Genomic DNA, 24,834 nt, shown 5'->3' with positions numbered 1-24,834 from the left:
CGCGAGGGTAGCGGGAGGACGCCATGGCCAGTCAACCGGGTATCGCCGTCGGCGCCCGGATCCGGGCGCTGCGCACCGAGCGCGGGCTGTCGCTATCCGCGCTCGCGGCCGAGGCCGGCATCGGCAAGGGCTCCCTCTCCGAGCTGGAGACCGGCCGCCGCAACCCCACCCTCGACACGCTCTACGCGCTCGCCGGTCCGCTCGGCGTGCCGCTCGCGTCTCTGGTCGACTTCCGCGACGGGAGCGTGGTCGCGGACGAGGGCTTCCGGACCGTGCTGCTGCACACCGAACGGACCGAGGAGACGACCTCGGAGGTCTGGCTGCTGCAGGTGGGCGCCGGCGTCACCCGGTCGTCGCCGGCGCACACCCGCGGGGTGGTCGAGCAGCTGGTCGTCCTGGCGGGCTCGTGCCGGGTGACGTACGCCGAGGAGTCGGTCGACGTCCCGACCGGCGGCCACACGGCCTGGCCGGCCGACGTACCCCACCGCTACACCGCGACCGGCGACACCGACCTTCGCGCGATCAACGTGATCGTCACGCCGACCTAGGACAGCACCAGCACCAGGTCGCCGCCCTCGACGGCCTGGGTGCCCGAGAGCGCGATCCGCTCGACGGTGCCGGCGACCGGGGCGGTGATCGAGGCCTCCATCTTCATCGCCTCGATGGTGGCGACGGTGTCACCGGCGGCGACGGTGTCGCCCTCGGACACCACGATCGTCACCACGCCCTGGAAGGGAGCTGCGACCTGACCGGGCTTCGCGGTGTCGGCCTTCTCGGCGGTGGCCACCTCGGAGGCGACGCTGCGGTCACGCACGTTGACCGGGCGCAGCTGGCCGTTGATCGTCGTCATCACGGTCCGGAAGCCGCGCTCGTCGGGCTCGCTGATCGCCTGCAGGCCGAGGATGAGCGTCTTGCCCTCCTCGATCTCGACCTCGTGCTCGTCCCCGCGTCGCAGGCCGTAGAGGTAGTCGAGCGTCGGGAGCACCGAGACGTCGCCGTACTTCGCGCGGGCCTCGGCGAACTCCTTCGTCGGGCCGGGGAAGAGCAGCTCGTTGAGCGTACGGCGCCGCGAGGGGCTGCCACCGGCGAGACCGTCGCGCTGCTCGTCGGTCAGGTCCTCGGACGGCGCCTTGTGGCTGCGGCCCTCGAGCGCCTTGGTGCGGAACGGCTCGGGCCAGCCACCCGGCGGGTCACCGAGGTCGCCGCTCAGGAAGCCGATCACGGAGTCGGGGATGTCGAACTTGCCCGGGTCCTCCGCGAACTCCTGCGGGTCGGCGCCGGCCGCCACCAGGTGCAGGGCCAGGTCGCCGACCACCTTCGAGGACGGCGTCACCTTCACGACGTTGCCGAGGATGTCGTTGGCGGCGGCGTACATGTCCTCGATCTGCTCGAACTTCTCGCCGAGCCCGAGGGCCACGGCCTGCTGACGCAGGTTGGAGAGCTGGCCGCCCGGGATCTCGTGGCGGTAGACGCGGCCGGTCGGCGACGGGAGGCCGGACTCGAACGGCGCGTAGATCCGCCGGGTCGCCTCCCAGTAGGGCTCCAGTGCGTTGACCGCGGAGAGCGACAGCCCCGTCTCGCGCGGACCGTGGTCGGTCGCCGACACCAGCGCGGACAGCGGCGGCTGCGACGTGGTGCCGGCCATCGAGGCGGTCGCGGCGTCGACGGCGTCGACACCCGAGTCGATCGCGGCGAGCAGCGTCGCGAGCTGGCCGCCCGCGGTGTCGTGGGTGTGCAGGTGCACCGGCAGGTCGAAGCGGTCGCGCAGCGCGGTCACCAGGGTCTTCGCGGCCGGGACCCGCAGCAGGCCGGCCATGTCCTTGATCGCGAGCACGTGGGCGCCGGCGTCGACGATCCGGTCGGCGAGCTCGAGGTAGTAGTCGAGCGTGTAGAGCGTCTCGTCCGGGTCCGACAGGTCGCCGGTGTAGCAGAGCGCGACCTCGGCGACCGCCGTCCCCGTGGCCCGCACGGCCTCGATCGCCGGGCGCATCTGCTCGACGTCGTTCAGGGCGTCGAAGATCCGGAAGACGTCGATGCCGGTGGCCGCTGCCTCCTCGACGAAGGCGTTCGTGACGTCGGTGGGGTACGGCGTGTAGCCGACCGTGTTGCGGCCGCGGAGCAGCATCTGCAGGCAGATGTTGGGCACCGCCTGGCGCAGCGACGCGAGCCGCTCCCACGGGTCCTCGGACAGGAAGCGCAGCGCGACGTCGTACGTCGCCCCGCCCCACGCCTCGAGCGACCACAGCTGGGGAGTCGTGCGGGCGACGTGGCCGGCGACGGCCAGCAGATCGCGGGTGCGGACCCGGGTCGCGAGCAGGCTCTGGTGGGCGTCGCGGAAGGTCGTGTCGGTGACCGCGACGTCCTTCTGCGCACGCAGCAGCCGGGCGAACTCCTCGGGACCGACGTTGAGCAGCAGCTGTCGGCTGCCGTCCGGCGCCGGCACGTCGAGGTTGACGTCGGGCAGCTTGGTCGCCGGGTCGAGGCTGACCGGCGCCTCGCCGTACGGCTGGTTGACGGTGACGTCGGCGAGGAAGCTGAGCAGCTTGCTGCCGCGGTCGCCCGTGCCGCGGGCCTGGAGCAGCTGCGGGTGGGTCTCGATGAACGACGTGGTGACGTGGCCGCTCGCGAAGTCGGGGTCGGCGAGCACCGCCTGGAGGAACGGGATGTTCGTCGAGACGCCGCGGATGCGGAACTCCGCCACCGCGCGCCGGGCCTTCTCGACGGCCTTCTCGAAGGTGCGGCCGCGACAGGTGAGCTTGGCCAGCATCGAGTCGAAGTGCGCCGACACCTCGGCGCCGGTGTAGACCGTGCCGCCGTCGAGCCGCACGCCGCCGCCGCCGGGGGAGCGGTACGTCGTGATCACGCCGGTGTCCGGACGGAAGTTGTTGGCCGGGTCCTCGGTGGTGATCCGGCACTGGAGCGCCGCGCCGCGCAGCACGATCGAGTCCTGCGAGAGGCCGAGGTCCGCGAGGGTCTCGCCCGACGCGATCCGGAGCTGCGACTGCACGAGGTCGACGTCGGTGACCTCCTCGGTCACGGTGTGCTCGACCTGGATGCGCGGGTTCATCTCGATGAAGACGTAGTTGCCGTTCGGGTCGAGCAGGAACTCCACCGTGCCGGCGTTGCGGTAGCCGATCTCCTTCGCGAAGCGCACGGCGTCGGCACACATCCGGTCCCGGAGCTCGGGATCCAGGTTGGGGGCCGGGGCGATCTCGACGACCTTCTGGTGGCGCCGCTGCACGGAGCAGTCGCGCTCGAAGAGGTGGATCACGTTGCCCTCGCCGTCGGCGAGGATCTGGACCTCGATGTGGCGCGGCTCGACGACGGCCTGCTCGATGAAGACGGTCGGGTCGCCGAACGCCGCCTCGCCCTCGCGCATGCAGGTCTCGACGGCCTCGCGGAGGTCCCGGGGCGACTCCACGCGTCGCATGCCGCGGCCGCCGCCGCCGGCGACCGCCTTCACGAAGAGCGGGTACGGCAGGTCCGCGACCGCCTCGACGAGGGTGTCGACGTCCGTCGACGGCTCGACGGAGGCGAGCGTGGGTACGCCGGCGGCCTTGGCGGCCGCGATCGCGCGGGCCTTGTTGCCGGTCAGCTCGAGGACGTCGGAGGTCGGGCCGACGAAGGTGATGCCGGCGTTGGCGCACGCCTCGGCGAGGGCGGGGTTCTCGGACAGGAAGCCGTAGCCGGGGTAGACCGCGTCCGCACCTGCCCGCAGCGCGGTCGCGACGATGGCCTCGGGGTCGAGGTAGGCCCGCACCGGGTGCCCGCGCTCGCCGATCTCGTAGGCCTCGTCGGCCTTGAGGCGGTGCTCCGACCAGCGGTCCTCGTAGGGGAAGACCGCGACCGTGCGCGCACCGAGCTCGTAGGCGGCGCGGAACGCACGGATCGCGATCTCGCCACGGTTGGCCACCAGCACCTTGGAGAACATGCGGACACGCTATAAGTGATTCGCCCGGCATCCGAGCGCCCGACCTCCTGCGAGACGAGCCGTAGCCCAGCCGTCACGCGGCCGTAACGCCGCCGAGTGGCAGCGTCGGCCGTCAGTGGCCGCGCTGGCCGTCCCGCTTGCTCCCGACGGTGATGCCGACCGGGCTCAGGGCGACGGCGTACGTGCCGGGAGCCTTCGACTGCGCGATCACGACGCCGCGCAACCGCCGGCCGGTGTGCTTGTAGGTGACCTTGCCGAGGCTGCAGTTGGCCCACTCGAGCTCGATCTTGGCCGTGGGGATCCGGAGCCCGTGCAGCTGGGGCACGAAGCAGCCGCTGCCCTGTTCCGCTGTGGACCTCGGTGCGGTCATCGCGGTCGCGGACGGCAGGGCGGCCCACAGGTCGAGCGTCACGACGAGGGCAGCGATCAACGTGAGGGGGCGGCGAAGCCGGCGCATGGACACCCTCCCTGGAGCGGAGCGGTGAGTGCCGAGTCACTCGCTGACGCGTCCAACGTACGTCAGCGGGGCCCCGTCAGAGGAGGAACTGGTCGAACAGGTGCGGATGGGCTTCCTGCGCCAGCGCGAGGGCGGCGGGCTCGGGCACGTCGATGACGGTGACCGACTGCCGCCCGCCGGCGGTCGTCGCGACCAGGGCGGTGAGCCCGGCTCGCCGCTGGAACCAGGTCGAGCGCAGGTTCCAGCCGATCACCCCGTCGAGCTGCAGGACCTCGCGGCGTCGGTCGATGCTGCCCGACCGCGCGACCAGGTGGCGCTCGACGAGGCCGTGGCCCAGGGCGTCCGCCCGGTCCCGGGCGAGCAGGAGGGCGGCGGGTACGGCGAGCGCGGCGATGCCCAGCGTCCAGGGCGGCAGGTCGGCCCAGACGACCAGGGCCACCACGGCGAGCAGCAGGGCGAGCGTCGGCCACAGGACGCGGGTGTAGCGGCGGGTCCGCGCGCGCGGACCGTGACCGGTCAACGGCGCCTCGAGCGGGGCGCTGGTGCGCAGCACCAGCCCCGCGACCCGCTCGACGACGGCACGGGGTGCGGGTGGCACCAGGATCGAGCTCCCGGAGTCCTTGCTGCCGAGCCCGGTGACGATCGCCGACACCCGGGCGCCGCGCGCCAGACGGAGCCCGATCGGCTCGCCCAGGCTGACGCCGCGGACCCGCTCGTCGTCGAGCGTGGTCTCCCGTGTCGTGAACAGGCCGCGGCGCAGGTGCCAAGCCCCGCGGCGAGCAGACCCGGTGTGCGACAGCTCGAAGGCCCAGTTGGTGACCAGGTAGCCGCCGATCGACAGCCCGGTGACGATCACCAGCAGCCCGGCCAGGGCCAGGGGTACGGCGATCCACACCGACCAGCCCGCTGCGTCGTTCGCGACCCGTTCGGGGTCGAAGCGCTGGAGACCGCCGGCGAGGTTGATGCCCTGCATGGCGGCGCCGAGCACACCCGCCGCGATCACGAGACCCGAGCTGGTCAGCGGCGCGAACCGCACCCACGAGGGGTCGAACCGCACCAGCGGCTCGACCGGAGCGGTCGTCGTGTCCGTCGTGCCCGTGTCGTCCGCGGTCTCGCCGAGCAGGAGCAGGTCGGTGCGCAGCTGACGGGCCCGCTCGACGGGTAGTCCGTCCAGGTCGATCCGGTCGTCATCGTCGGTGGAGGCCGTGCCGGTGCCGATCCGGACCGAGGTCAGCCCCAGGACGCGGTGGATGGGTGAGGCCGTGACGTCGACGGTGCGGACCCGGTCGAGCGGCGTCGAGAGCAGGTGCCGGTTGACCAGCCCGCGGCGCAGCTCGACTCGACCCGCGGCGATCCGGAAGGACGTGGTGAAGTAGCGCAGCACGCCCAGCGAGACCGGGATGGCGACGCCGAGCCCGTGCCACCAGTCGCCGGCGTTGCCGGACGCGGTCCCCGCGAGGAAGAGCCCGATCAGGACCGGGAGGAACCGGATCAGCTCCTTGACCGGGTAGACCAGCAGCATCCGGGGGTCGAGCCGCTGCCAGTCGGCCAGCTCCCGGTCCACTGTCTGCGGTGTCGTCACGTGGCGTCGCCCGCCACGCTGTCGGCCCGGATCGTCAGCTCGTCGACCAGGGCGAGCGCCCGGTCGCGCTCGAGGCCGGCGATCTCCAGTGCGCCGGCAGCGGAGGCCGTCGTCACCGTCACCGTCGCGAGCCCGAAGAGGCGGGAGATCGCTCCCTCCACGTGGTCGACGGTCTGGATCCGCGACATCGGCGCGATCCGACGCTCCCGGGCCCACCAGCCGGTCTGGGTGTAGACGGCGGTCTCGGTCACCTCCCACCGGTGCACGAGGTAGCGCCACTGCGGCACGGTCACGACGTACGCCACGGCCACGAGCGCGGCGACCACGACGGTCCACCACGGGAGGGGGATCCAGTCGGTCAGCGGTCCCACCACGACCAGGACCGCGAGCAGCATGATGCCCTCGAGGCCCGCGGTGAGCATCCACATCGTCCGCGCGCGTGGACTCACCCGCTGGCTCGGCTCCCGAAGTCGCATGCAACCGAAACTAGCCGGTGGGCGTCCCTTCTCTGTGAACGTGCTGACCCGTCTCGGAGCCTTCGTTCTGCTCGCCGCGACCACCGTCGCGGTGCCGGCCGCCCACGCGGCCGCGGTCCCGCACTGCCACGGCCACGCGGCGACCATCGTCGGTACGCCGGGCCGGGACCACCTCACCGGGACGCCGGGCGACGACGTGATCGTGGCCGGTCGCGGCGACGACCGGGTCGATGCAGGCGACGGCGACGACATCGTCTGCGGCGGCGACGGCGCCGACACGCTGCGCGGCGGCCCGGGCGACGACCGGCTCTACGGCCAGCGCGACGCCCGGCACTCCGACCGCGGCGGCACCTACTTCGTCTCCGACGTGCTCGGCGGCGGGCCGGGTGACGACCGGCTCGCCGTCGGGAGCGACGACCGCTGGGTCGAGTACGGCTCCTACGGGGTCGTCGACTTCCGGCGCGCGCAGACGGGTGTGACCGTCGACCTGGCGGCCGGCACCGCGACCGGCGAGGGCAGCGACACCATCGTGCTGCCGCCGCGCCCGTGCCCCGCCGACGGCTGCTACCCCCTGGCGGTCGAGGGCTCCGCGCACGACGACGTCATCTCGGGGACAAGCGCGGCCGACTACCTGGTCGGCAACGACGGCGACGACCGGGTCGTCGGGCTCGGCGGCGCCGACGACCTGGTTGCGGACCGGGAGAGCGGACGGCACACGTCCGGCGACGACACGGTGCTCGGAGGTCCGGGCCGCGACTTCCTGCAGGCCTTCGCCGGCACGGACGACCTCGAGGGCGGTCCGGGGGACGACACCGTCTGGCAGACCGGCGGCGGCCCCAGCGAGGTCTCCGGCGGAGACGGCGACGACGAGGTGGTCGTGTGGTTCCCGGCCGAGCCGGGCTTCGTGCTCGACGGCGGGCCGGGCGACGACACCGGCCAGGTCCTCGGCCCCGAGCGCCCCGGCGCGGGCGGTCGCCCGCTGGACGCGACCTTCGACGGTCGCGCGGAGACCGTCCACTCCGGCGACGACACCTTCTGGGGACGGGTCCTGGGGGTCGAGGACCTCTACCTCGGCGCGGCCGTCACCTGGACGTGCGAGAACCGGGCCGGCATCCACGTGCAGGGCTGCACGCGTCCCTCGGTGGTCGAGTAGCGAACGCGGCTCGGTGGTCGAGTAGCGAGCGCCAGCGAGCGCGGCTCGTTGGTCGAGTAGCGAGCGCCAGCGAGCGTATCGAGACCGGTGATGTGGTCTCGATACGCCGGTCGCGGCTTCGTTCCTCAGCCGCGCGGCTACTCGACCTGGCTGCTGGTCCCCGGCCTTCGCACGCTCAGGCCGGGGCAGCTCACTTGATCTCGCAGATCACGGCGCCGTTGCCCACGGTCGCGCCGACCTCGGCCTGGAGGCCGGTGACGGTGCCGGCCTTGTGGGCCTTGAGCGGCTGCTCCATCTTCATCGCCTCGATGACCACGATCGTGTCGCCCTCGGCGACCTCCTGGCCCTCCTCGACGACGACCTTGACGACCGTGCCCTGCATCGGGCTCGCGACCGCGTCACCGCTGACCTTGGCGCCGGCCTTCTTGCCGCCGGCGCGCTTGGCCTTCTTGGTGCTCGCGGCCGGACCGGCGGACAGGCCGCCCAGCCCGCCCGGGATGACGACCTCGAGCCGCTTGCCGCCGACCTCGACGACCACGGTCTGCCGCTCGCCCGCCTCCTCCGCCTCGCCCGCGTCCCCAGCGTACGGCGTGATCTGGTTGTCGAAGTCGGTCTCGATCCACTGCGTGTAGACGTCGAACGAGCCCTCGCCGGACGGGTTCGACGGTCCGACGTACGCCGGGTCGCGCACGACCGCCTGGTGGAAGGGGATGACCGTCGGCATGCCGTCGACCACGAACTCGTCGAGGGCGCGACGCGAGCGCTCGAGCGCCTGGGTGCGGTCACGGCCCGAGACGATCAGCTTGGCGATGAGCGAGTCGAACGAGCCCGGGATGGTCTCGCCGTTCTCGTAGCCACCGTCGACGCGGACGCCCGGACCCTGCGGCGGGGACCACGCGGAGAGCGTGCCGGGGGCGGGCATGAAGTTGCGGCCGCCGTCCTCGGCGTTGATCCGGAACTCGATCGAGTGGCCGCGGATCTCCGGGTCGCCGTAGCCGAGCTCCTCGCCGGCGGCGATCCGGAACATCTCGCGGACCAGGTCGATGCCGGTGACCTCCTCGGAGACGCAGTGCTCGACCTGGAGTCGGGTGTTGACCTCGAGGAACGAGATCGAACCGTCCTGGGCGACCAGGAACTCGCAGGTGCCGGCACCGTAGTAGCCGGCCTCCTTGAGGATCCGCTTGGACGACTCGTACAGCTCGCTCAGCTGCTCGTCGGACAGGAACGGCGCAGGCGCCTCCTCGACCAGCTTCTGGTTGCGGCGCTGCAGCGAGCAGTCACGGGTGGAGACCACCACGACGTTGCCGTGCTGGTCGGCGAGGCACTGGGTCTCGACGTGGCGCGGCTTGTCGAGGAACTTCTCGACCAGGCACTCGCCGCGACCGAAGGCGCTGACGGCCTCGCGGACCGCCGACTCGAAGGCGTCGGGGATCTCCTCGAGCGTGCGGGCGACCTTGAGGCCGCGACCACCGCCGCCGAAGACGGCCTTGATCGCGATCGGGAGGCCGTTCTCCTCCGCGAACTTCACGGCCTCCTCGGCGTCCTTGAGCGCGTCCTTGGTGCCGGGCGCCAGCGGTGCGTTCGCCTTCACGGCGATGTGCTTGGCCTTGGCCTTGTCGCCCAGCGCCTCGATCGCGGCCGGCGGCGGGCCGATCCAGATCAGGCCGGCGTCGATCACAGCCTGCGCGAAGTCGGCGTTCTCGGCGAGGAAGCCGTAGCCCGGGTGCACGGAGTCGGCGCCGGACTTCTCGGCCACCGCGATGATCTTCGCGATGTCGAGGTAGGAGTCAGCGGGAGTCGCGCCGCCGAGGGAGTGCGCCTCGTCGGCGAGCCGGACGAACAGCGCGTCGCGGTCGGGCTCGGCGTAGACCGCCACGCTCCCGATGCCTGCGTCCTTGCATGCGCGGATCACGCGGACAGCGATCTCCCCGCGGTTGGCGATGAGGACCTTCTGCAGCTGCTTGACCTCGGGGCCCTTGCTCTCCGGCACTGAACACTCCGCTCAATCGGTTCGATCTCCGCCGGGCAGGCTACCGCCCGGCCGACCGGAGCGAACCTCGCGTCCGGTGTGGCCCATGTCGCATTTGTGGAAATTGGGTCCGGCCCCGCCCGGGACGAGTCGTCCCGGGCAGGGCCGGATCAGGTGGTGCTCCGCGGTCGCTGGGTCAGCGGCCGGCGGTGGTGCGGTTGCCGACGACGAGCGGTGCCTTCACCGTCAGCTGGTACTTGCCGTACTGCGTGATCGACTCGCTCGGGTCGTCCATGGTGACGAGGGCCGCCACCGTGGTCGCCTTCTTGCCGCCCAGGGCCTTCTGGAGGTCCTTGCCCTTGATCGAGCCCTCGAAGGACTTGTCGATCTTGAGCTTGTGGTACCAGGTGACCTTGTTGTCGGCGATGCCGACGAGCTGCACCGTCCAGTCCGGGACGGAGACCGGGACCACCTGGGTGATGGTCTTCCAGCCGGCCAGCGAGTCGCTCGGCAGCGTGGTGCCCCCGACGTGGATGTCGCGGACCCAGAAACCGGACTCGTTGACGCCCGGGTCGGTGATGTAGCGGAAGCCGATCAGGATCTTCTTGCCGGCGTACGCCGACAGGTCGGCGTTCTCGGTCTTCCACTCGCCCGAGTCACCGGTGAAGCCCGGCATCTCGGCCACCACGTTGCTCACGGCACCGGGGTCGTGCTCGTCGGTGGTGTCCTCGGTCGAGAGCGACTTCCAGGTCTTGCCACCGTCGGTCGAGGCCTGGACGAACCCGAAGTCCCAGCCCTCCTCGGTGTCCCAGAGCGCCTGGAACGAGAGCGTGCCACCAGCGGCCGGCACGGTCACCGGACGGACGATGGAGCGGTCCAGGTTCTCGCCACAGCCGGCGTACAGCGCGGTCGCACCGGTGCCGTCCTCGACGGCACCACAGGTGGTGTCCTCGGTGGTGGCGTCCGGCGGCGTGCTGTCGACGCTCCACTCGACCTTCTCGGGGGCGAGCGTCTTGCCGCCCTTGAAGCTGATCCGGTCGATCTTGTTCGCGCTGAGCCAGTGGCCGGGCTTGCCGAGCCGCACGTAGTCCGCGCCGTTCGGCGGGGCGCCGGGGCTGTCGTAGGACTGCGTGTTGCCCCAGTTGATCGACGCGTTCAGGTCGGAGGCGGTGAAGAACTTCTTCGACCCACCGTTGACCTTGCCGCTCTTGTCGATCGCCGAGTCGAGCGCCATGGTGACCATCCAGTCGTGGATCGTCTGCTTGCCGCCCTTGGGGGCGTCGAACTGCTTGAGCACCTTGTTGAGGCCCTTGATCCCGTTGGCCGGCTGACGGTGCAGCGCGCTCATGAACTTCTCGCCGTAGTGCGAGTAGAGGTACATCATGAAGGAGTACGCGGCGCCGTAGTCGCACAGCACCTCCGGGCCACCCTGGTCCTGCCAGAGGGTCAGGGAGTTCTCCGCACCGCCGTAGCTCTCGGGCAGGTAGCCCTCGAAGCAGCCGATGTGGGAGTCCGCGTCAGGCGCGGTCGGCGGCAGCGTGGTGTCGACGTAGCCGACCAGCGACTGGGCGTAGTCGGACAGGCCCTCGTTGACCCAGCTGGTCTCGTCGGCGTCGACGTAGCTCTCCAGCAGGTGCTGGTACTCGTGGGCGAAGGTGCCCTCGTAGTCGTGCGCGTGCGGCGCGCCGTAGGGCCGGGTGTAGCCCTGCGACTTGGCGCACTCGATGTACGCCGGGTCGGCCGAGTCGTCCGGCGGGTTGTCGCCGGTCCGGTGCAGCCAGTCGCTCGCGTCGATCGTCATGATGTTGCGGTCGAGGTACTGGTTGAACGTCGAGTAGAAGAAGCCCGCGATGAACGTCTGGCCGTCCGGGGTGGACGGGTCGTAGTAGTTCGCGTCGCGGACGTTGTCGACCAGCGTGACGATGTCGTCGGCCTGGTCGGGGGACACCTGGTAGTAGTCAGGCGCGCTCTCCGGCTTCGGGCCGGGGATCAGGTTGTTGGTCCCGTCGAGGCTCGGCGGCACCGAGAAGGACGCCGACTCCTTCGGGTAGATGTTGGTGTCGAACTCGTGGATGAAGCTGTCGACCTGAGCGTCCGTGACGTCGGTCAGGCCGAGGTCGTTGCGGCAGTCGCCCGCCGGGAACGTGGTGTCGGCCGCGACCCAGACCTGGATGTGGTCACCGATGCCGCGCAGGACGAAGTCCTTGCGGTAGATCTCGCCGGTGGTGTCGTCGTTGGCCAGCCAGCTGCGGGTGTCACCGACCTGGGGGTCGTTGGCCACGCGCTTGGCGGCGGCCCGGCGGGGCACGCCCTGGTCGAGGGCCTTCTCGAGGCCCGGGGCGGCCGCCAGCGGCTTGCCGTTGTTGTAGTCGGGACCGACTTCCTGGTGGTCGGACCCGAGCGCGGTGGCGCCGGGTCCGCTCGTGCGTGCCGCCTGGGGATCGGCGGTGGCCGAGCCGACGGGTGCGAAGAGCGCGGCGGTGACGGCCGCTGCCGTCGCGGCGCCAAGGACGACGCCGTACCTGCGATGCATGCGTGCTCCAGTTCTGCTCATGGGGGGCGCAGGAGCATCGTCGGCCGGGTAGCCGAGATCTACCTGCTTGACCGTGGCATGCAATCCCGGAGAACTTCTCGTTGGCAAGAGGTTCGGCGAATGTTTTTCTGTTCCGTAACCGTTTCATGCCTGAATGCCCATCACCCGGTCCGGTTAACAAACGCTAACCAACGGGCTAGGGTGGCGCGCATGACCACCCCGTCGACGTACGAGCTGTCCCGCGAGCACGAGGAGTTCCGGCGTGCCGTCCGCGACTTCGCCGAGGCCGAGATCGCGCCGCACGCGGCGCGCTGGGACCGCGAGCACCACTTCCCGGTCGACGTGGTCCAGAAGATGGGGGCGCTCGGGCTCTTCGGCCTCACCGCCCCGGAGGAGTACGGCGGGGCCGGCGAGGACGGCGACTTCACCAGCCTGTGCGTCGCGATCGAGGAGATCGGCCGCGTCGACCAGTCGATGGGCATCACCCTCGAGGCGGCGGTCGGCCTCGGCATCAACCCGATCCTGACCTACGGCACCGACGAGCAGAAGCAGACCTGGCTGCCCGACCTGGTCGCCGGCACGAAGCTCGCCGGCTTCGGCCTGACCGAGCCGGGCGCCGGCTCCGACGCCGGTGCCACCAAGACCAGGGCCGTGCTGGAGAACGGCGAGTGGGTGGTCAACGGGGCGAAGCAGTTCATCACCAACTCGGGCTCGTCGATCACCAGCGTCGTCACCGTGACCGCTCGCACCGGCGAGCGCGAGGACGGCCGCCCCGAGATCAGCACGATCATGCTCCCGAGCGGCACGCCCGGCTTCACCGCCGAGAAGCCCTACGACAAGCTCGGCTGGCACGCCTCCGACACCCACCCGCTCTCGTTCGAGGACGCCCGGGTGCCCGAGGCCAACCTCCTCGGCACGCGCGGGCGCGGCTACGCCCAGTTCCTCGCCACCCTCGACGACGGCCGGGTCGCGATCGCCGCCCTCGCCGTCGGGTGCATCCAGGCCTGCCTCGACCTGAGCCTCGAGTACGCCGGCCAGCGGCAGACCTTCGGCGGCCCGATCGGCCGCAAGCAGGGCGTCGCCTTCCAGATCGCCGACCTCGAGGTGATGCTCCACGCCTCGCGCCTGCTCACCTACCGGGCCGCCGCGATGAAGGACGCCGGCGCTCCGGTGAAGGAGTTCAAGCAGGCAGCGGCGGTCGCCAAGCTCTACACCACTGAGTCCGCGGTGGCCGCGACCCGGATCGCGACCCAGGTCTTCGGCGGCTACGGCTTCATGGAGGAGTACCCCGTCGCCCGCTTCTACCGCGACGCCAAGGTGCTCGAGATCGGTGAGGGCACCTCCGAGGTGCAGCGGATGCTGATCGCGCGGGGACTGGGCCTGCCGGTCGAGTAGTCGTTGACCTCAACCCTGGTTGAGGTTCTAGCGTCGCCCCATGAAGATCTCCGTGCTGGGCACCGGGTCCGTCGGCCGCGCCGTCGCCGGTCGCCTCGACGACCTGGGCCACGACGTCACGATGGCCACCCGTGACCCGGCGACCACCGCCGCCCGGGACGAGCACGCCTCCTGGGCGGCCGACCACCCCGGCGTACGACTCGAGGCGTTCGCCGGCTCAGCGGTCGACGCGGACCTCGTCGTCAACGCGCTCGGCGGCGACATCGCCCTCGGGATGCTGGCCGAGGTCGGGCCCGGGCTCGCCGGCCGGGTGCTCCTCGACCTCTCCAACCCCCTCGACCACAGCCACGGCTTCCCGCCCCGGCTGTTCGTCAAGGACGACGACTCGCTGGCCGAGATGGTGCAGCGGGCTCATCCGGAGGCCCGCGTGGTGAAGACGCTCAACACCATGAACAACGCCCTGATGGTCGACCCCGGCAGCCTGGGGGAGAGCACCACGGTGTTCGTCTCCGGCGACGACCCGGACGCGAAGGCGTTGGTGTCGGCCCTGCTCCAGGAGCTCGGGCACACCGACATCATCGACCTCGGGGCCCTCGACACGGCCCGTGGTCCCGAGATGTTCCTGGCCCTCTGGGTGCGTACGGCGGTGGCCCTGGGTGGCTCCGACTTCAACATCAAGGTCGTGCGAGGGCCGTCGCTGCCGGCCTGACCGGAGCCAGCGGTTAGCCTTGACGTCATGGGCAACCGGTGGCATCGGATCTTCACCGAGGCTTACCGGTTCCTCGCGGTCGGTGGCCTCGCGACCGTCGTCGCCGTCCTCATCTTCAACTTCCTGGTGCACGGCTTCCACACCGGCTTCGACGCGCCGCTGTCCGGGCAGCCCTACCTGGCCTTCGTGATCGCCAACCTGATCGGCATGGCGGTCAGCTACCGCGGCAGCCGCACCTGGGTGTTCAAGGACCGCCCTCCTCGCACCGCCGACGGCGGCCGGCTGCTGTTCGTGGTGATCAACCTGGCCACGATGCTGATCCCGATCGCCTGCCTGTGGATCAGCCGCAACGTCCTCGACCTCGACGACCCCTACTCCGACAACATGGCCGCCAACGTGATCGGCCTGTTCCTCGGCATGGTCGCCCGCTTCTACCTCTTCCGCACGCTGGTCTTCCAGCGCCCGGTGCACCTGGCGGACCTCAAGCAGCACCCCCTGCAGGTCTTCGAGCTGGCCGAGCTCGACATCGAGCCCCTCGACCAGCCGGTCGACCTGGACGACGTCACCGCGGAGCCCACAGCTCCGTCCACGAGTGACCCAGCTCGGCCACCAGCTCCCTGACCAGCGGCAGGCTGACGCCGACCACGTTGTGGTGGTCGCCCTCGATGCCGGTGACGAACGCGCCGCCGAGGCCGTCGACCGTGAACGCGCCGGCCACGACCAGCGGCTCGCCGGTCGCGACGTACGCCGCGATCTCGTCGTCGGTCACGTCCGCGAAGTGCACGGTCGTCGACGCCGTGGCGGCCGCCACCTGACCGGTCGCGGTGTCGCGCAGGCAGTGGCCCGTCTGCAGGACGCCCGAGCGGCCGCGCATCTCCCGCCAGCGCCGGGTCGCGGTCTCGGCGTCGCCGGGCTTGCCGAACGCCTCCCCGTCGAGCTCGAGGACGGAGTCGCACCCGAGGACCAGGGCGCCGTCAGGCACGTCGCCGCGCGCCGCGACGGCCGCGCACTTCAGCTCGGCGAGCTGGAGTGCGAGCTCGGCAGGCGGCAGGCCGTCGAGCTGGTCCTCGTCGACGCCGGACACGATCACCACCGGCTCGATCCCGGCGCTCCGGAGGGTGGCCAGGCGGGCGGGGGACTGGGAGGCGAGGACGAGCGTGGTCACGCAGGCGATTGAAGCAGGCCGAGCTCGTCGCCGAACGCGCAGGTGGCGAGCACCGTGAGCGGGTCGCCGGGCACCAGGTGCTCGGGGGCGCGCATCGAGATCATCACGTTGAGCAGCATCCCGTAGGCGACGAAGTCGCGGACCTTCTCGTCGTCCCAGCCGGTGCGCTGGATGGTCGCGAAGACCCCGCCCATGCAGCGACGGGCCGCGGCCGCGATCTCCGGCACGTCGCCGTTCGAGAAACCGTGCATCATCACCTGAAGGAAGTCGTGGTCGCGCAGCAGCTCGGTGTAGGCGAGCCCCATCCGGGCCTTGTCGTCCTCGCTCTCCGGGTCGAACGGACGCTCGTCGAGGACGGCCTCGAAGGCCGCCTTGATCCGGCCGACCGACGCCTCGAACACCTCGAGGAAGAGGTCGAGCTTGGTGCCGAAGATCCGGACGACGTACGGCTGGGAGACCCCGGCCTCCTTGGCGACCGCGTCGGTGCTGGTGCCGTGGTAGCCGCCGTGGGCGAAGGCCCGGGTGCCGGCCTGCAGCACCAGCGCTCGACGGTCCTCCGCGGACATCCGGGTGACTTTCTCCGCTGTCATGGTTGACATGTTATCAGTCGATTACTTATGGTCGGGTCTCAAGTAATCATTCAATGCCTTCTTGATGGAGTCTCCGATGACCACCCTCGACGAACCCCGGGTCGCTGGCCCGGACCAGCCCACGGTCCGACGTCGCCACATCCCGGTGTGGGTCGCGATCGTCGCGGCCTCCCTGCCGATGTTCATGGCCACCCTCGACAACCTGGTGATGACCAGCGCGCTGCCGGTGATCCAGGTCGACCTCGGCTCGTCCGTCGGCCAGCTGTCCTGGTTCCTGAACGCCTACACGCTGACGTTCGCGACCTTCATGCTCCCGGCCGCCACCCTGGGTGACCGGCTCGGACGTCGCCGGATGATGCTCGCCGGCGTCACCGTCTTCACCCTCGCCTCGATCGCCTCGGCGCTGAGCACCACCTCCGAGGCGCTGATCGCGGCCCGCGCGGTCCAGGGGCTGGGTGCTGCGGCGATCATGCCTCTCTCGCTCACCCTGCTCGCTGCTGCTGTGCCGCCCGCGATGCGGGCGGCCGCCATCGGCATCTGGGGCGGCGTGTCCGGCCTCGGTGTCGCGCTCGGTCCCGTCATCGGCGGCGCGGTCGTCGAGGGAGTCAGCTGGCAGGCGATCTTCTGGCTCAACGTCCCGGTCGCGGTCGTGGCGGTCCCGTTGCTGCTCGTCGCCATCCCCGAGTCGAAGGGCGCCTGGCAGAAGCTCGACCCGATCGGCGTGCTGCTGCTGGGCGGCGCCGTCTTCCTCGGGATCTGGGGCATCGTGCACGGCAACGACGACGGCTGGAGCGACCCGCTCGTGCTCGGCCCGCTGGTGCTGGCCGGCGTGCTGCTGCCGGCGTACGTCGTCTGGGCGCGGACCCGCACCTACGCCGTGCTGCCGCTGCGGCTCTTCCGCTCGCGGCGCTTCTCGGTCGCCAACGTCATCTTCCTGATGTTCACGCTCGGCATGTTCGGCACCGTCTTCCTGCTCGCGCAGTACCTGCAGATCGTGCAGGGCTACACCCCGCTCGAAGCCGGCATCCGCACCCTGCCGTGGACCGCGGCGCCGATGGTGGTCGCCCCGATCGCCGGCGCACTCGTCGGTCGGCTCGGCTACCGGGCGCTGCTCTTCACGGGTCTGGTGCTGCAGACCGTCTCGCTGGTCTGGTTCGCCGTCATCACCGAGAACGCCGCGGACTACTCGTCGTTCATCGTCCCGCTGGTCATGGCGGGCGTCGGCATGGGCCTGACCTTCGCGCCCGGGGCCTCGATGGTGCTCGACGGACTGCCCGACGCGGACTTCGCGATCGCCAGCTCCGCGAACTCCACGATCCGGGAGTTCGGGGTCGCGCTCGGCATCGCCGTGCTCGTGGCGGTCTTCCTCGGCAACGGGGGAGAGCTCACGCCGAGCGGGTACGACGGCGCGATCGGACCCGCCCTGCTCACCGGCGCGGCCGCAGTGGCCGTGGCGGCGGTCGCCAGCCTCTTCGCTCCCGGACGGGTGCGAAACTCCCAGAGCGCCTGACGACCACATAGTGAGAGGCCTCTCGGACCGGCGAGCCGGTCCGGGGGGCCTCTCTCGTGCTCAGGCATGATGGCGCCGTGCCTCTCGCCTTCCGACCGGTCGCTGCTGTCCTCGGCCTCCTGCTGGTCCTGACCGGGTGCTCCGGCGGAGGATCGGACGATCCGGGCGCCGGCAGCACGCCCGGCGGCAACCCCTATGCCGTCGGCGCGGGGTACGCCGACCCGAGCTCGCGGACGGCGCAGGCGGCGACGCAGGCCAAGGCCGACGGCGACACCGACCGCGAGAGCGTCTTCTCGCGTCTGGCGGCCGTCCCGCAGGGCATCTGGCTGACCCCCGAGCAGTACCCCGCCGGCGAGGTCGGCCCGTTCGTGACCGGCGTGATGACCGCCGCGGACCAGGCCGGGCAGGTGCCGACGTTCGTGGTCTACGGCATCCCCGACCGGGACTGCAGCGGCGGCTTCTCCGAGGGCGGACTGCCGGCGGCGGAGTACGGCCCCTGGGTCCAGGAGATCGCCGACGCGGCCGGCGCGGGTGACCACGCCGTCGCGGTCGTCGAGCCCGACGCGCTCGCCTCCGCGCTCGAGTGCGACCGCCGCGAGCAGCGCGTCCAGCTGATCTCCGACGCGGTCGCGCGGCTGAAGGCAGCCGGTGTCGCGACGTACGTCGACGGGGGTCACTCGAACTGGGTCGAGCCCGCCCAGCTGGCGAAGCTGCTCGAGGAGGTCGGCGTCGACGGGGTGCGCGGGTTCGCGACCAACGTCGCCAACTACCAGACCGACCAGGACGAGCGCGCCTACGGCGAGAAGCTCAGCCGCTTGCTGGGCGGGGCGCACTACATCATCGACAGCGGCCGCAACGGCAACGGATCCACGCAGAACTGGTGCAACCCGGGCGGCCGTGCCTTCGGGACCCCACCGGGTGCGGCGACCGATCAGGGGGCCCTCGACGGGTTCGTCTGGGTCAAGCCGCCGGGCGAGAGCGACGGCGAGTGCGGCGGTGGTCCAGCGGCCGGCGAGTTCTGGCCGGCACGCACGATGGAGCTGGCCACCGCGTCCGGGTGGTGAGAAACCGGCGCGTTGACCTCCGCGCGTGACGAGCCCGGCACATGCCGTTGTTAGGCTGCGCCCCATGGAGCCGGGCAATGACTGGGTCGCCGTCATCATCGAGGACGACCCCGATGTGCGAGACCTCATCGACATCGTGCTGACCCAGTCGGGTTTCCGCACTGTTGTCACGCACAACGGCGCCGACGGTGTCGAGGCCGTGCGGGCGCACAATCCGCTGATCACGACGCTCGACGTCAACATGCCGGGCATGGACGGCTTCGCCGTCGCCAAGCGGTTGCGGGAGTTCAGCAGCACCTACCTGATCATGATCACGGCCCTGGCCGACGAGATCGACGTGGTCCAGGGGTTCGAGGCCGGGGCCGACGACTACCTGGTCAAGCCGTTCCGCCCGCGTGAGCTGCGGGCCCGCGCCGACTCGATGCTGCGCCGTCCGCGCACGCGCCAGGACAAGCCGGGTGGCTGGGCCGACGGCGACCCCGAGGTCGAGCCGACCCCCGCCCCGCCGACCGAGGAGTCGTGGGCCGCCATGGCCGCGCGCGACCTCGCCGCAGCCGCGCCGCTCCAGCCGTTGGCGACGCCGCCTCCCGCCCCCGCGTCGCAGGCCCCCGTCCAGCAGCCCGTCCAGCAGCCCGTCCAGCAGCCGCCGGCACCGGCTCCGGTCCAGCAGCCGGTGCAGCAGCCGGTCCAACCGGTGCAGCAGCCGGCGCCGCCCGTGCAGCAGCCGGCGCCGCCGGTCCAGCAGCCCGTCGCGCCGCAGCCTGCGGTGGCGTCCGCCGACCCGCACCAGGCGGGCTGGCTGCGCTTCAACGGCCTCGCGCTCAACAACGAGACCCGCGTCGTCACGGTCAACGGCGGTGCGGTCGAGCTGACCCGCACCGAGTTCGACCTGCTCGCCTCGCTGATGAGCACCGGCCGCCGCGTGCGGAGCAAGGCCGACCTGGTGCTGACCATGCGTGGTCAGCAGTACGTCACGTCGTACTTCGTCAACGAAGCCGACAAGCGCTCGGTCGAGGTGCACATCGCCAACCTGCGTCGCAAGATCGGCGACGACGCCTCCACCCCGCGCTACATCGAGACGGTCCGCGGCGTCGGCTACCGCCTCGCCGAGGCGACCTAGCCACGCTCGGCTCGTTCCTCGCTCGCGCGGCTACTCGACCTTGCTGCTGCGTCCCAGCCTTCGCAGGCTCAGGCTGGGGCGGCTCAGTTGGCGTCGACCGGGATCGACTGGGCCTCGGTGGGCTTGTCGGAGGTGAAGATCGCGATCGGGACCTTCTGCTTGATCGTCATCTTGGTGTACTGGTTGCTGCCGGCCTTCGTCTGCACCCACACGGTGGCCGTGAAGTGCAGGTCGATGCCGGTCGTGTCATCGGCGGTCGGCTTGATCGCGTTGTTGCGGAGCTCGAAGGCGCCCTTCGGCGAGGTGATGAGCATGCCGTACTTGGTCGACACGGGCTCCGGGTCGAAGGTGATGTTCTTCGCGACGGCGTCGAGCCGGTAGGGGTGCTCGGGTGCACCACCGCCGCTGCGGATCGTCTCCGACGTCACCTTGATGTGGTCGAGGTAGACCTTGCGCTTGGTCACGAACGGGTCGCGGATCGCGCGGCTCAGGTCGTAGGCCTGGAAGGTGAAGGAGAAGTACTTCTTGCCCTTCGGGTACCACTCGTTGGTCCGCGGCGTCGACTTGGTCGGGTAGAGCGTGTAGACGAAGTCCATGTTGCCGGAGCGCTGGATGTGCGACTGGAACGTGCCGTCGCGGGTGAACTGCGAGTCGTACGGCGTCACGGTCGCGGACGGCGACGCGGACGGCGTCGACGACGGGTCGTCGCTGGAGCCGGTCAGGCTGTCGATGGCCGAGCACCCGGACACCAGGGTGAGGGCAGCGGTGAGTCCGACGAGGCTCGTCGCGAAGGCGCGCAGGCGCGAGCGAGTGGGGGTCATGGGGGGCTCCTGGGAGAGGGGTCGGCGAGAGTCCGGCGCGGTCATGCCCTGAAGCCGCGGTAGCGCTTCATGGACTTGATGACCATCCAGGCGGTCTGGAGGACGGTGAGGACTCCGAGGACCGGCCAGCAGACGGCCAGGATGTCGGAGCGGAGCCCGATCGGGAGCTGGATCCAGACCGCTGCCGCCACCAGGAAGATGCCGAACGCGGCCACGAACGGGTAGAGCCAGGCGATGCCCTTGCCGCGCTCGGCCTTGGCCTGCGCAGCCCAGTTGTCGGTCTGCTGGCGGCTGAAGAACTTCAACCAGGCCCGGATGAAGTGACCCATCCGGATGACCATGTAGGACTCGGCCGGGACGATCAGGATGGCGAAGAGGTAGTCGCGTTTGTTGCGGAACTCCATGGAGCGAGCGACCCGGAAGTTCAGCCAGATCGAGGCGAACGGCGGGATCAGCCACCACGGGCTGAAGACGAAGGCGTGGATGCTGAGCGAGCCGGCGAGCAGGAGCACGAACAGGAACCGGGTCGTGATGTTGATGACCATCGACATGTGCTCGAACCACCGCAACCGCAGGTTGGGGTGGAAGGGCTGGCCCTTGGTGTCACCGCGCTGGCCGGGCCACATCAGGTCGATGGCACCGAAGTTCCACTTCACCTGCTGGGCGTCCAGCGAGCGCAGGGTGGTCATGCCGCCGACGTGGGCGCGGGCCCGGGCGCTGATCTTGGTGAGGTAGCCGGCGCTCTTGATCTGCAGCGAGAGGAGCGAGTCCTCGACCTCGCTGTCGTTGACCCAGGGGGTGCGCTGGTGGCTGTCGCGCAGCACGTCGCGCAGCGCCTGGGTGGAGAAGATGGAGAACTGGCCGCCGAGGACCGCCATGTTGCGGCCCTTCAGCATGTTCTGCATGTTGAAGGCCGCGAACTGGGCGCGCTGGCCGGCGATCAGGAACTTCGCGATCGGGCCCTCGAGCGCGCTGTCGTCGATCGAGTAGATCGCGGAGATGCCGCCGATCCGGTCGTCGCTGGCGATCTCGTCGACGAGGTGCTGGACGGCGTCGGGCTCGGGCGTGGTGTCGCCGTCGACGCCGAGCAGGTAGTCCATCGTCTCGACGAGGGAGTAGCCGTAGTTGAGGGCGCCGACCTTCTTGTCGGGGTTCTTGCCGATGTCGTGGACGTAGATGACCGTGCTCTGCTCGCCGGTCGGCGTCATCCGGGTGTGGGGTCCGGCGTAGTAGCTGGCGATCTCGACGGAGTCGTCGCTGCTGTTGTTGATGATGACGTGGATCGTGTCGGGGAGCCGGGTCTGCTGCAGCAGCGAGTCGAGCACGCCGGCGATGGTCTCGGCCTCGTTGTAGGCGGGGATGATGCAGCCGACCGTGGGCCGGTACGTCGGGAGGTCCTCGACCTCGTCGCGGTACTGCTCCTCGTAGTCGGCCAGACCCTGGTCCGCGATCCGGACGTAGGCATCCTCGCCCGTCGTGGCGAGCGGTGCGCCCTGCTGCCCCATGCCGTTCGGTTCCACGCGTGGTCTCCCGTTCCCCCGGGGGCGCCGCCGGTTGCGGGTCGCTTCCCCTTGAGTCCTCACCAGTCTGTGGCCAGGTCCTCAAGGCCCCACACGGTGAATCCCAAAGTTTCGCCTAATTATGCTCGACGAAAGGTGGTCTGGACCAGAGTCAGCGCGGAAGCGAGCTGGCGCGCCAGCCGCCGGGACCGTGGGGGAGGGTGCGGCGGACCAGCCGGTGCGGCGCCGACCAGGAGGGCGTACGCCGTCGAGCGGGCGCGGCCGGGCCGCCGAGCGCCGAGAGGACCGCGACGACCGCGGCCACCTCCTCGGGGGTCGCGTCGCCGTTGATGATCCGCAGGGCGGGCTGCTGCTCGCTCACAGCGGGATGTTCCCGTGCTTCTTGGCGGGCAGCGTCTCGCGCTTGGAGCGGAGCAGGCGCAGGGCCCGGACGACCTCGACCCGGGTCTCGTGCGGGGTGATGACCGCGTCGACGTAGCCGCGCTCGGCGGCGATGTAGGGGTTGGCCAGCGTGGTCTCGTACTCGTCGATCAGCTCGGCCCGCTTGGCCTCGACGTCGCCGCCGTCCTCCTCGACCTTCTTCAGGGTCTTGCGGTGCACGATGTTGGCCGCGCCCTGCGCGCCCATCACGGCGATCTGCGCGGTCGGCCAGGCGAGGTTGATGTCGGCGCCGAGGTGCTTGGAGCCCATCACGTCGTACGCGCCGCCGTAGGCCTTGCGGGTGATGATCGTGACGAGCGGGACCGTCGCCTCGGCGTACGCGTAGATGAGCTTGGCGCCGCGGCGGATGATGCCGTTCCACTCCTGGTCGGTGCCGGGCAGGAAGCCGGGCACGTCGACGAAGGTCAGCACCGGGATGTTGAAGGCGTCGCAGAAGCGGACGAACCGCGCGGCCTTCTCGGACGCGTCGATGTCGAGGGTGCCGGCGAACTGCATCGGCTGGTTGGCGACGACGCCGACCGGGTGTCCCTCGACGCGGCCGAAGCCGACCACCAGGTTGGGTGCGAACAGCTCCTGGACCTCGAGGAAGTCCTCGTCGTCGACGACCACGGTGATGACGTCGCGGATGTCGTAGGGCTGGTTCGGCGAGTCCGGGATGATCGTGTCGAGCGTGCGGTCCAGGTCGCTGACCTCGGTGTCGGCGACCTCGTCGTACGTCGGGCCCTCGTCGAGGTTGTTCTGCGGCAGGTAGGACAGCAGCGCCTTGACGTACTCGATCGCGTCGTCCTCGTCCGAGCCCATGTAGTGGGCGTTGCCGGACTTGGTGTTGTGGGTGCGGGCGCCGCCGAGCTCCTCCATCGTGACGTCCTCGCCGGTGACCGTCTTGATGACGTCGGGTCCGGTGATGAACATGTTGGAGGTGCCGTCGACCATGATCGTGAAGTCGGTGACCGCGGGGGAGTAGACGTGCCCGCCGGCGCAGGAGCCCATGATCATCGAGATCTGCGGGATGACGCCCGAGGCGTGGACGTTGCGGCGGAAGATCTCGCCGTACAGGCCGAGCGAGACGACGCCCTCCTGGATGCGGGCGCCGGCGCCCTCGTTGATGCCGATGATCGGGCAGCCGGTCTTGATCGCGAGGTCCATGACCTTGGTGATCTTCTCGCCGTAGACCTCGCCGAGCGAGCCGCCGAAGACCGTGAAGTCCTGGGAGAACACGCAGACCTGGCGGCCGTCGATGGTGCCGTAGCCGGTGATCACGCCGTCGCCGTACGGGCGGTTCTTCTCCAGGCCGAACGCGACCGAGCGGTGCCGTGCGAGCTCGTCGAGCTCGACGAACGAGCCCTCGTCGAAGAGCAGCTCGATGCGCTCGCGGGCGGTCTTGCGGCCCTTCGCGTGCTGCTTCTCGATCGCCTTCGCTGAGCCGGCGTGGACGGCCTCGTCGAGGCGCCGGTCGAGGTCGGCCAGCTTGCCCGCGGTGGTGTGCAGGTCGATGTCCTGCGGGACGTCCGTGCCTTCACCGGGCTGTGCACTCATGCGGTCGGGCTCCTCAGTGGCGTGCGGTTGGGACCGTGGGTCAATGTAGTGCCCGTGACCGCCGATGCCATGAGACGCCCATCACTCGACGCCTCACGACTCTCGTCGCTCGCGCCGGCGTTGGCGGTCGAGGTGCTCGACGAGGCGACGTCGACGAACGCGGTCGCCGGCGAGCGTGCGCGGGCCGGCGCCCCCGAGGGCCACGTGGTCGTCGCCGAGCGGCAGACCGCCGGGCGTGGTCGCCTCGACCGCACCTGGCACACGCCGGACCGTGCGGCTCTGCTCTTCTCCGTCATCCTGCGTCCCCAGGTCCCTGCGGGCGACTGGCCGTGGCTGCCGTTGCTGGCCGGCCACTCCGTCACCCGCGCGCTGCGCGGCCTGGGCTACGACGCGGGCGTGAAGTGGCCCAACGACGTCCTCATCGGTGATCGGAAGCTGATCGGCATCCTCGTCGAGCGGGTCGAGACCCCGAGCGGACCCGCGGCGGTCGTCGGCATCGGCATCAACGTGTCGCTCACGGTCGACGAGCTGCCGGTCCCGACCGCCACGTCGCTGGCCATCGAGAGCGGCACCGAGCCGGACCGCACCGAGGTGCTGGTGGGTGTCCTCAGCACGCTCGCCGAGGCGTACGACGCCTGGCAGGCCGGCGGGGAGGCGGCGCGGGACCGGTTGGCGGCGTCGTACGCCGCGACCTGCGTGACCGTCGGGCGGGACGTGCGCGTCGAGCTGCCCGGAGGCGACGCCCTCCTCGGTCGGGCGGTCGGCGTCGACCGCAGCGGCCGGCTCGTGGTCGACGGACCGGACGGTCGCACCGCCGTCGGCGCAGGTGACGTAGTCCACGTGCGCGCGCTCGATCGGTGAC

The 24,834-nt window shown here is 70.8% G+C and carries 21 protein-coding genes; 9 read left to right on the top strand and 12 right to left on the bottom strand.

Annotated elements, in window-relative coordinates; all coding sequences use genetic code 11:
* Window positions 1–23: 23 nt before the first annotated feature.
* A complete protein-coding gene (locus tag ABLE68_RS02430) occupies window positions 24–548 on the top strand; it encodes a helix-turn-helix domain-containing protein (RefSeq protein WP_348869549.1) in 525 nt (174 codons plus the stop codon).
* On the opposite strand, the gene ABLE68_RS02425 is transcribed toward ABLE68_RS02430, so the two are convergent.
* From ABLE68_RS02425 to ABLE68_RS02410, 4 genes are all read right to left on the bottom strand, one after another.
* Complete coding sequence (locus ABLE68_RS02425) at window positions 545–3,931, bottom strand: pyruvate carboxylase (protein ID WP_348869548.1); 3,387 nt, start codon at window positions 3,929–3,931, stop codon at window positions 545–547. The two genes, ABLE68_RS02430 and ABLE68_RS02425, sit on opposite strands and share 4 nt — an antisense overlap.
* Before the next feature lie 112 nt (window positions 3,932–4,043).
* Window positions 4,044–4,388, bottom strand: a complete 345-nt coding sequence (locus ABLE68_RS02420; protein ID WP_348869546.1) for a PASTA domain-containing protein — start codon at window positions 4,386–4,388, stop codon at window positions 4,044–4,046.
* Window positions 4,389–4,464: 76 nt separating this feature from the next.
* Entirely contained in the window at window positions 4,465–5,970 is a 1,506-nt protein-coding gene (locus tag ABLE68_RS02415) for a PH domain-containing protein (protein WP_348869545.1), read from the bottom strand.
* Window positions 5,967–6,446: a PH domain-containing protein gene (locus tag ABLE68_RS02410; RefSeq protein ID WP_348869544.1), complete on the bottom strand. Its 480-nt coding sequence runs from the start codon at window positions 6,444–6,446 to the stop codon at window positions 5,967–5,969. The genes ABLE68_RS02415 and ABLE68_RS02410 overlap by 4 nt, the downstream gene beginning before the upstream one ends.
* Before the next feature lie 40 nt (window positions 6,447–6,486).
* On the opposite strand from ABLE68_RS02410, the gene ABLE68_RS02405 reads away from it, so the two are divergent.
* Window positions 6,487–7,599: a calcium-binding protein gene (locus tag ABLE68_RS02405; RefSeq protein ID WP_348869542.1), complete on the top strand. Its 1,113-nt coding sequence runs from the start codon at window positions 6,487–6,489 to the stop codon at window positions 7,597–7,599.
* A 190-nt stretch (window positions 7,600–7,789) separates the two neighbouring features.
* Here ABLE68_RS02405 and ABLE68_RS02400 read toward each other — a convergent pair whose 3' ends face one another.
* Window positions 7,790–9,589, bottom strand: coding sequence for an acetyl/propionyl/methylcrotonyl-CoA carboxylase subunit alpha (locus ABLE68_RS02400; RefSeq protein ID WP_348869541.1), 1,800 nt, complete (start codon window positions 9,587–9,589; stop codon window positions 7,790–7,792).
* Between the two features lie 175 nt (window positions 9,590–9,764).
* Window positions 9,765–12,101, bottom strand: coding sequence for a peptidase M6 (locus tag ABLE68_RS02395; protein WP_348869540.1), 2,337 nt, complete (start codon window positions 12,099–12,101; stop codon window positions 9,765–9,767).
* A gap of 210 nt (window positions 12,102–12,311) precedes the next feature.
* Here ABLE68_RS02395 and ABLE68_RS02390 point away from each other — a divergent pair, with 210 nt between their 5' ends.
* From ABLE68_RS02390 to ABLE68_RS02380, 3 genes are read left to right on the top strand one after another with little or no spacing between them, the layout of a single operon-like run.
* On the top strand, window positions 12,312–13,496 hold the full coding sequence (locus ABLE68_RS02390) for an acyl-CoA dehydrogenase family protein (protein ID WP_348869539.1): 1,185 nt from the start codon (window positions 12,312–12,314) through the stop codon (window positions 13,494–13,496).
* A 40-nt stretch (window positions 13,497–13,536) separates the two neighbouring features.
* Entirely contained in the window at window positions 13,537–14,205 is a 669-nt protein-coding gene (locus ABLE68_RS02385) for an NADPH-dependent F420 reductase (protein WP_348869538.1), read from the top strand.
* Window positions 14,206–14,232: 27 nt separating this feature from the next.
* Complete coding sequence (locus tag ABLE68_RS02380; protein WP_348869537.1) at window positions 14,233–14,826, top strand: GtrA family protein; 594 nt, start codon at window positions 14,233–14,235, stop codon at window positions 14,824–14,826.
* On the opposite strand, the gene ABLE68_RS02375 is transcribed toward ABLE68_RS02380, so the two are convergent.
* The gene (locus ABLE68_RS02375) at window positions 14,768–15,370 is read right to left on the bottom strand and encodes a Maf family protein (protein WP_348869536.1); all 603 of its coding nucleotides are present in this window, start codon (window positions 15,368–15,370) and stop codon (window positions 14,768–14,770) included. The genes ABLE68_RS02380 and ABLE68_RS02375 overlap by 59 nt on opposite strands.
* The gene (locus ABLE68_RS02370; protein ID WP_348869535.1) at window positions 15,367–15,960 is read right to left on the bottom strand and encodes a TetR/AcrR family transcriptional regulator; all 594 of its coding nucleotides are present in this window, start codon (window positions 15,958–15,960) and stop codon (window positions 15,367–15,369) included. The genes ABLE68_RS02375 and ABLE68_RS02370 overlap by 4 nt, the downstream gene beginning before the upstream one ends.
* 76 nt (window positions 15,961–16,036) lie before the next feature.
* Between ABLE68_RS02370 and ABLE68_RS02365 the strand changes: the two genes are divergently transcribed.
* The 3 genes from ABLE68_RS02365 to ABLE68_RS02355 all read left to right on the top strand — a co-directional run bounded on the left by ABLE68_RS02365 (window position 16,037) and on the right by ABLE68_RS02355 (window position 19,654).
* Complete coding sequence (locus ABLE68_RS02365) at window positions 16,037–17,470, top strand: MFS transporter (RefSeq protein ID WP_348869533.1); 1,434 nt, start codon at window positions 16,037–16,039, stop codon at window positions 17,468–17,470.
* A 77-nt stretch (window positions 17,471–17,547) separates the two neighbouring features.
* Window positions 17,548–18,534 (top strand): glycoside hydrolase family 6 protein, encoded by a 987-nt coding sequence (locus ABLE68_RS02360; RefSeq protein ID WP_348869532.1) that lies wholly within the window; start codon window positions 17,548–17,550, stop codon window positions 18,532–18,534.
* Between the two features lie 64 nt (window positions 18,535–18,598).
* The gene (locus ABLE68_RS02355) at window positions 18,599–19,654 is read left to right on the top strand and encodes a response regulator transcription factor (protein WP_348869531.1); all 1,056 of its coding nucleotides are present in this window, start codon (window positions 18,599–18,601) and stop codon (window positions 19,652–19,654) included.
* A gap of 83 nt (window positions 19,655–19,737) precedes the next feature.
* On the opposite strand, the gene ABLE68_RS02350 is transcribed toward ABLE68_RS02355, so the two are convergent.
* The 4 genes from ABLE68_RS02350 to ABLE68_RS02335 all read right to left on the bottom strand — a co-directional run bounded on the left by ABLE68_RS02350 (window position 19,738) and on the right by ABLE68_RS02335 (window position 23,972).
* On the bottom strand, window positions 19,738–20,475 hold the full coding sequence (locus ABLE68_RS02350) for a hypothetical protein (RefSeq protein WP_348869530.1): 738 nt from the start codon (window positions 20,473–20,475) through the stop codon (window positions 19,738–19,740).
* 41 nt (window positions 20,476–20,516) lie between these two features.
* On the bottom strand, window positions 20,517–21,995 hold the full coding sequence (locus ABLE68_RS02345) for a glycosyltransferase family 2 protein (protein WP_348869529.1): 1,479 nt from the start codon (window positions 21,993–21,995) through the stop codon (window positions 20,517–20,519).
* Window positions 21,996–22,146: 151 nt separating this feature from the next.
* On the bottom strand, window positions 22,147–22,356 hold the full coding sequence (locus tag ABLE68_RS02340) for an acyl-CoA carboxylase epsilon subunit (RefSeq protein ID WP_348869528.1): 210 nt from the start codon (window positions 22,354–22,356) through the stop codon (window positions 22,147–22,149).
* Window positions 22,353–23,972 (bottom strand): acyl-CoA carboxylase subunit beta, encoded by a 1,620-nt coding sequence (locus ABLE68_RS02335; protein WP_348869527.1) that lies wholly within the window; start codon window positions 23,970–23,972, stop codon window positions 22,353–22,355. The genes ABLE68_RS02340 and ABLE68_RS02335 overlap by 4 nt, the downstream gene beginning before the upstream one ends.
* A 69-nt stretch (window positions 23,973–24,041) precedes the next feature.
* Here ABLE68_RS02335 and ABLE68_RS02330 point away from each other — a divergent pair, with 69 nt between their 5' ends.
* Entirely contained in the window at window positions 24,042–24,833 is a 792-nt protein-coding gene (locus ABLE68_RS02330; RefSeq protein ID WP_348869526.1) for a biotin--[acetyl-CoA-carboxylase] ligase, read from the top strand.
* The last annotated feature ends 1 nt before the right edge of the window (window position 24,834 follow it).

Origin of the sequence: Nocardioides pollutisoli (genome assembly GCF_040045055.1) — a bacterium.
GTDB classification, from domain to species: Bacteria; Actinomycetota; Actinomycetes; order Propionibacteriales; family Nocardioidaceae; genus Nocardioides; species Nocardioides tweenelious.
Note: the sequence above shows the minus strand (reverse complement) of the source record. Positions and strands in the feature narration are given on the sequence as shown.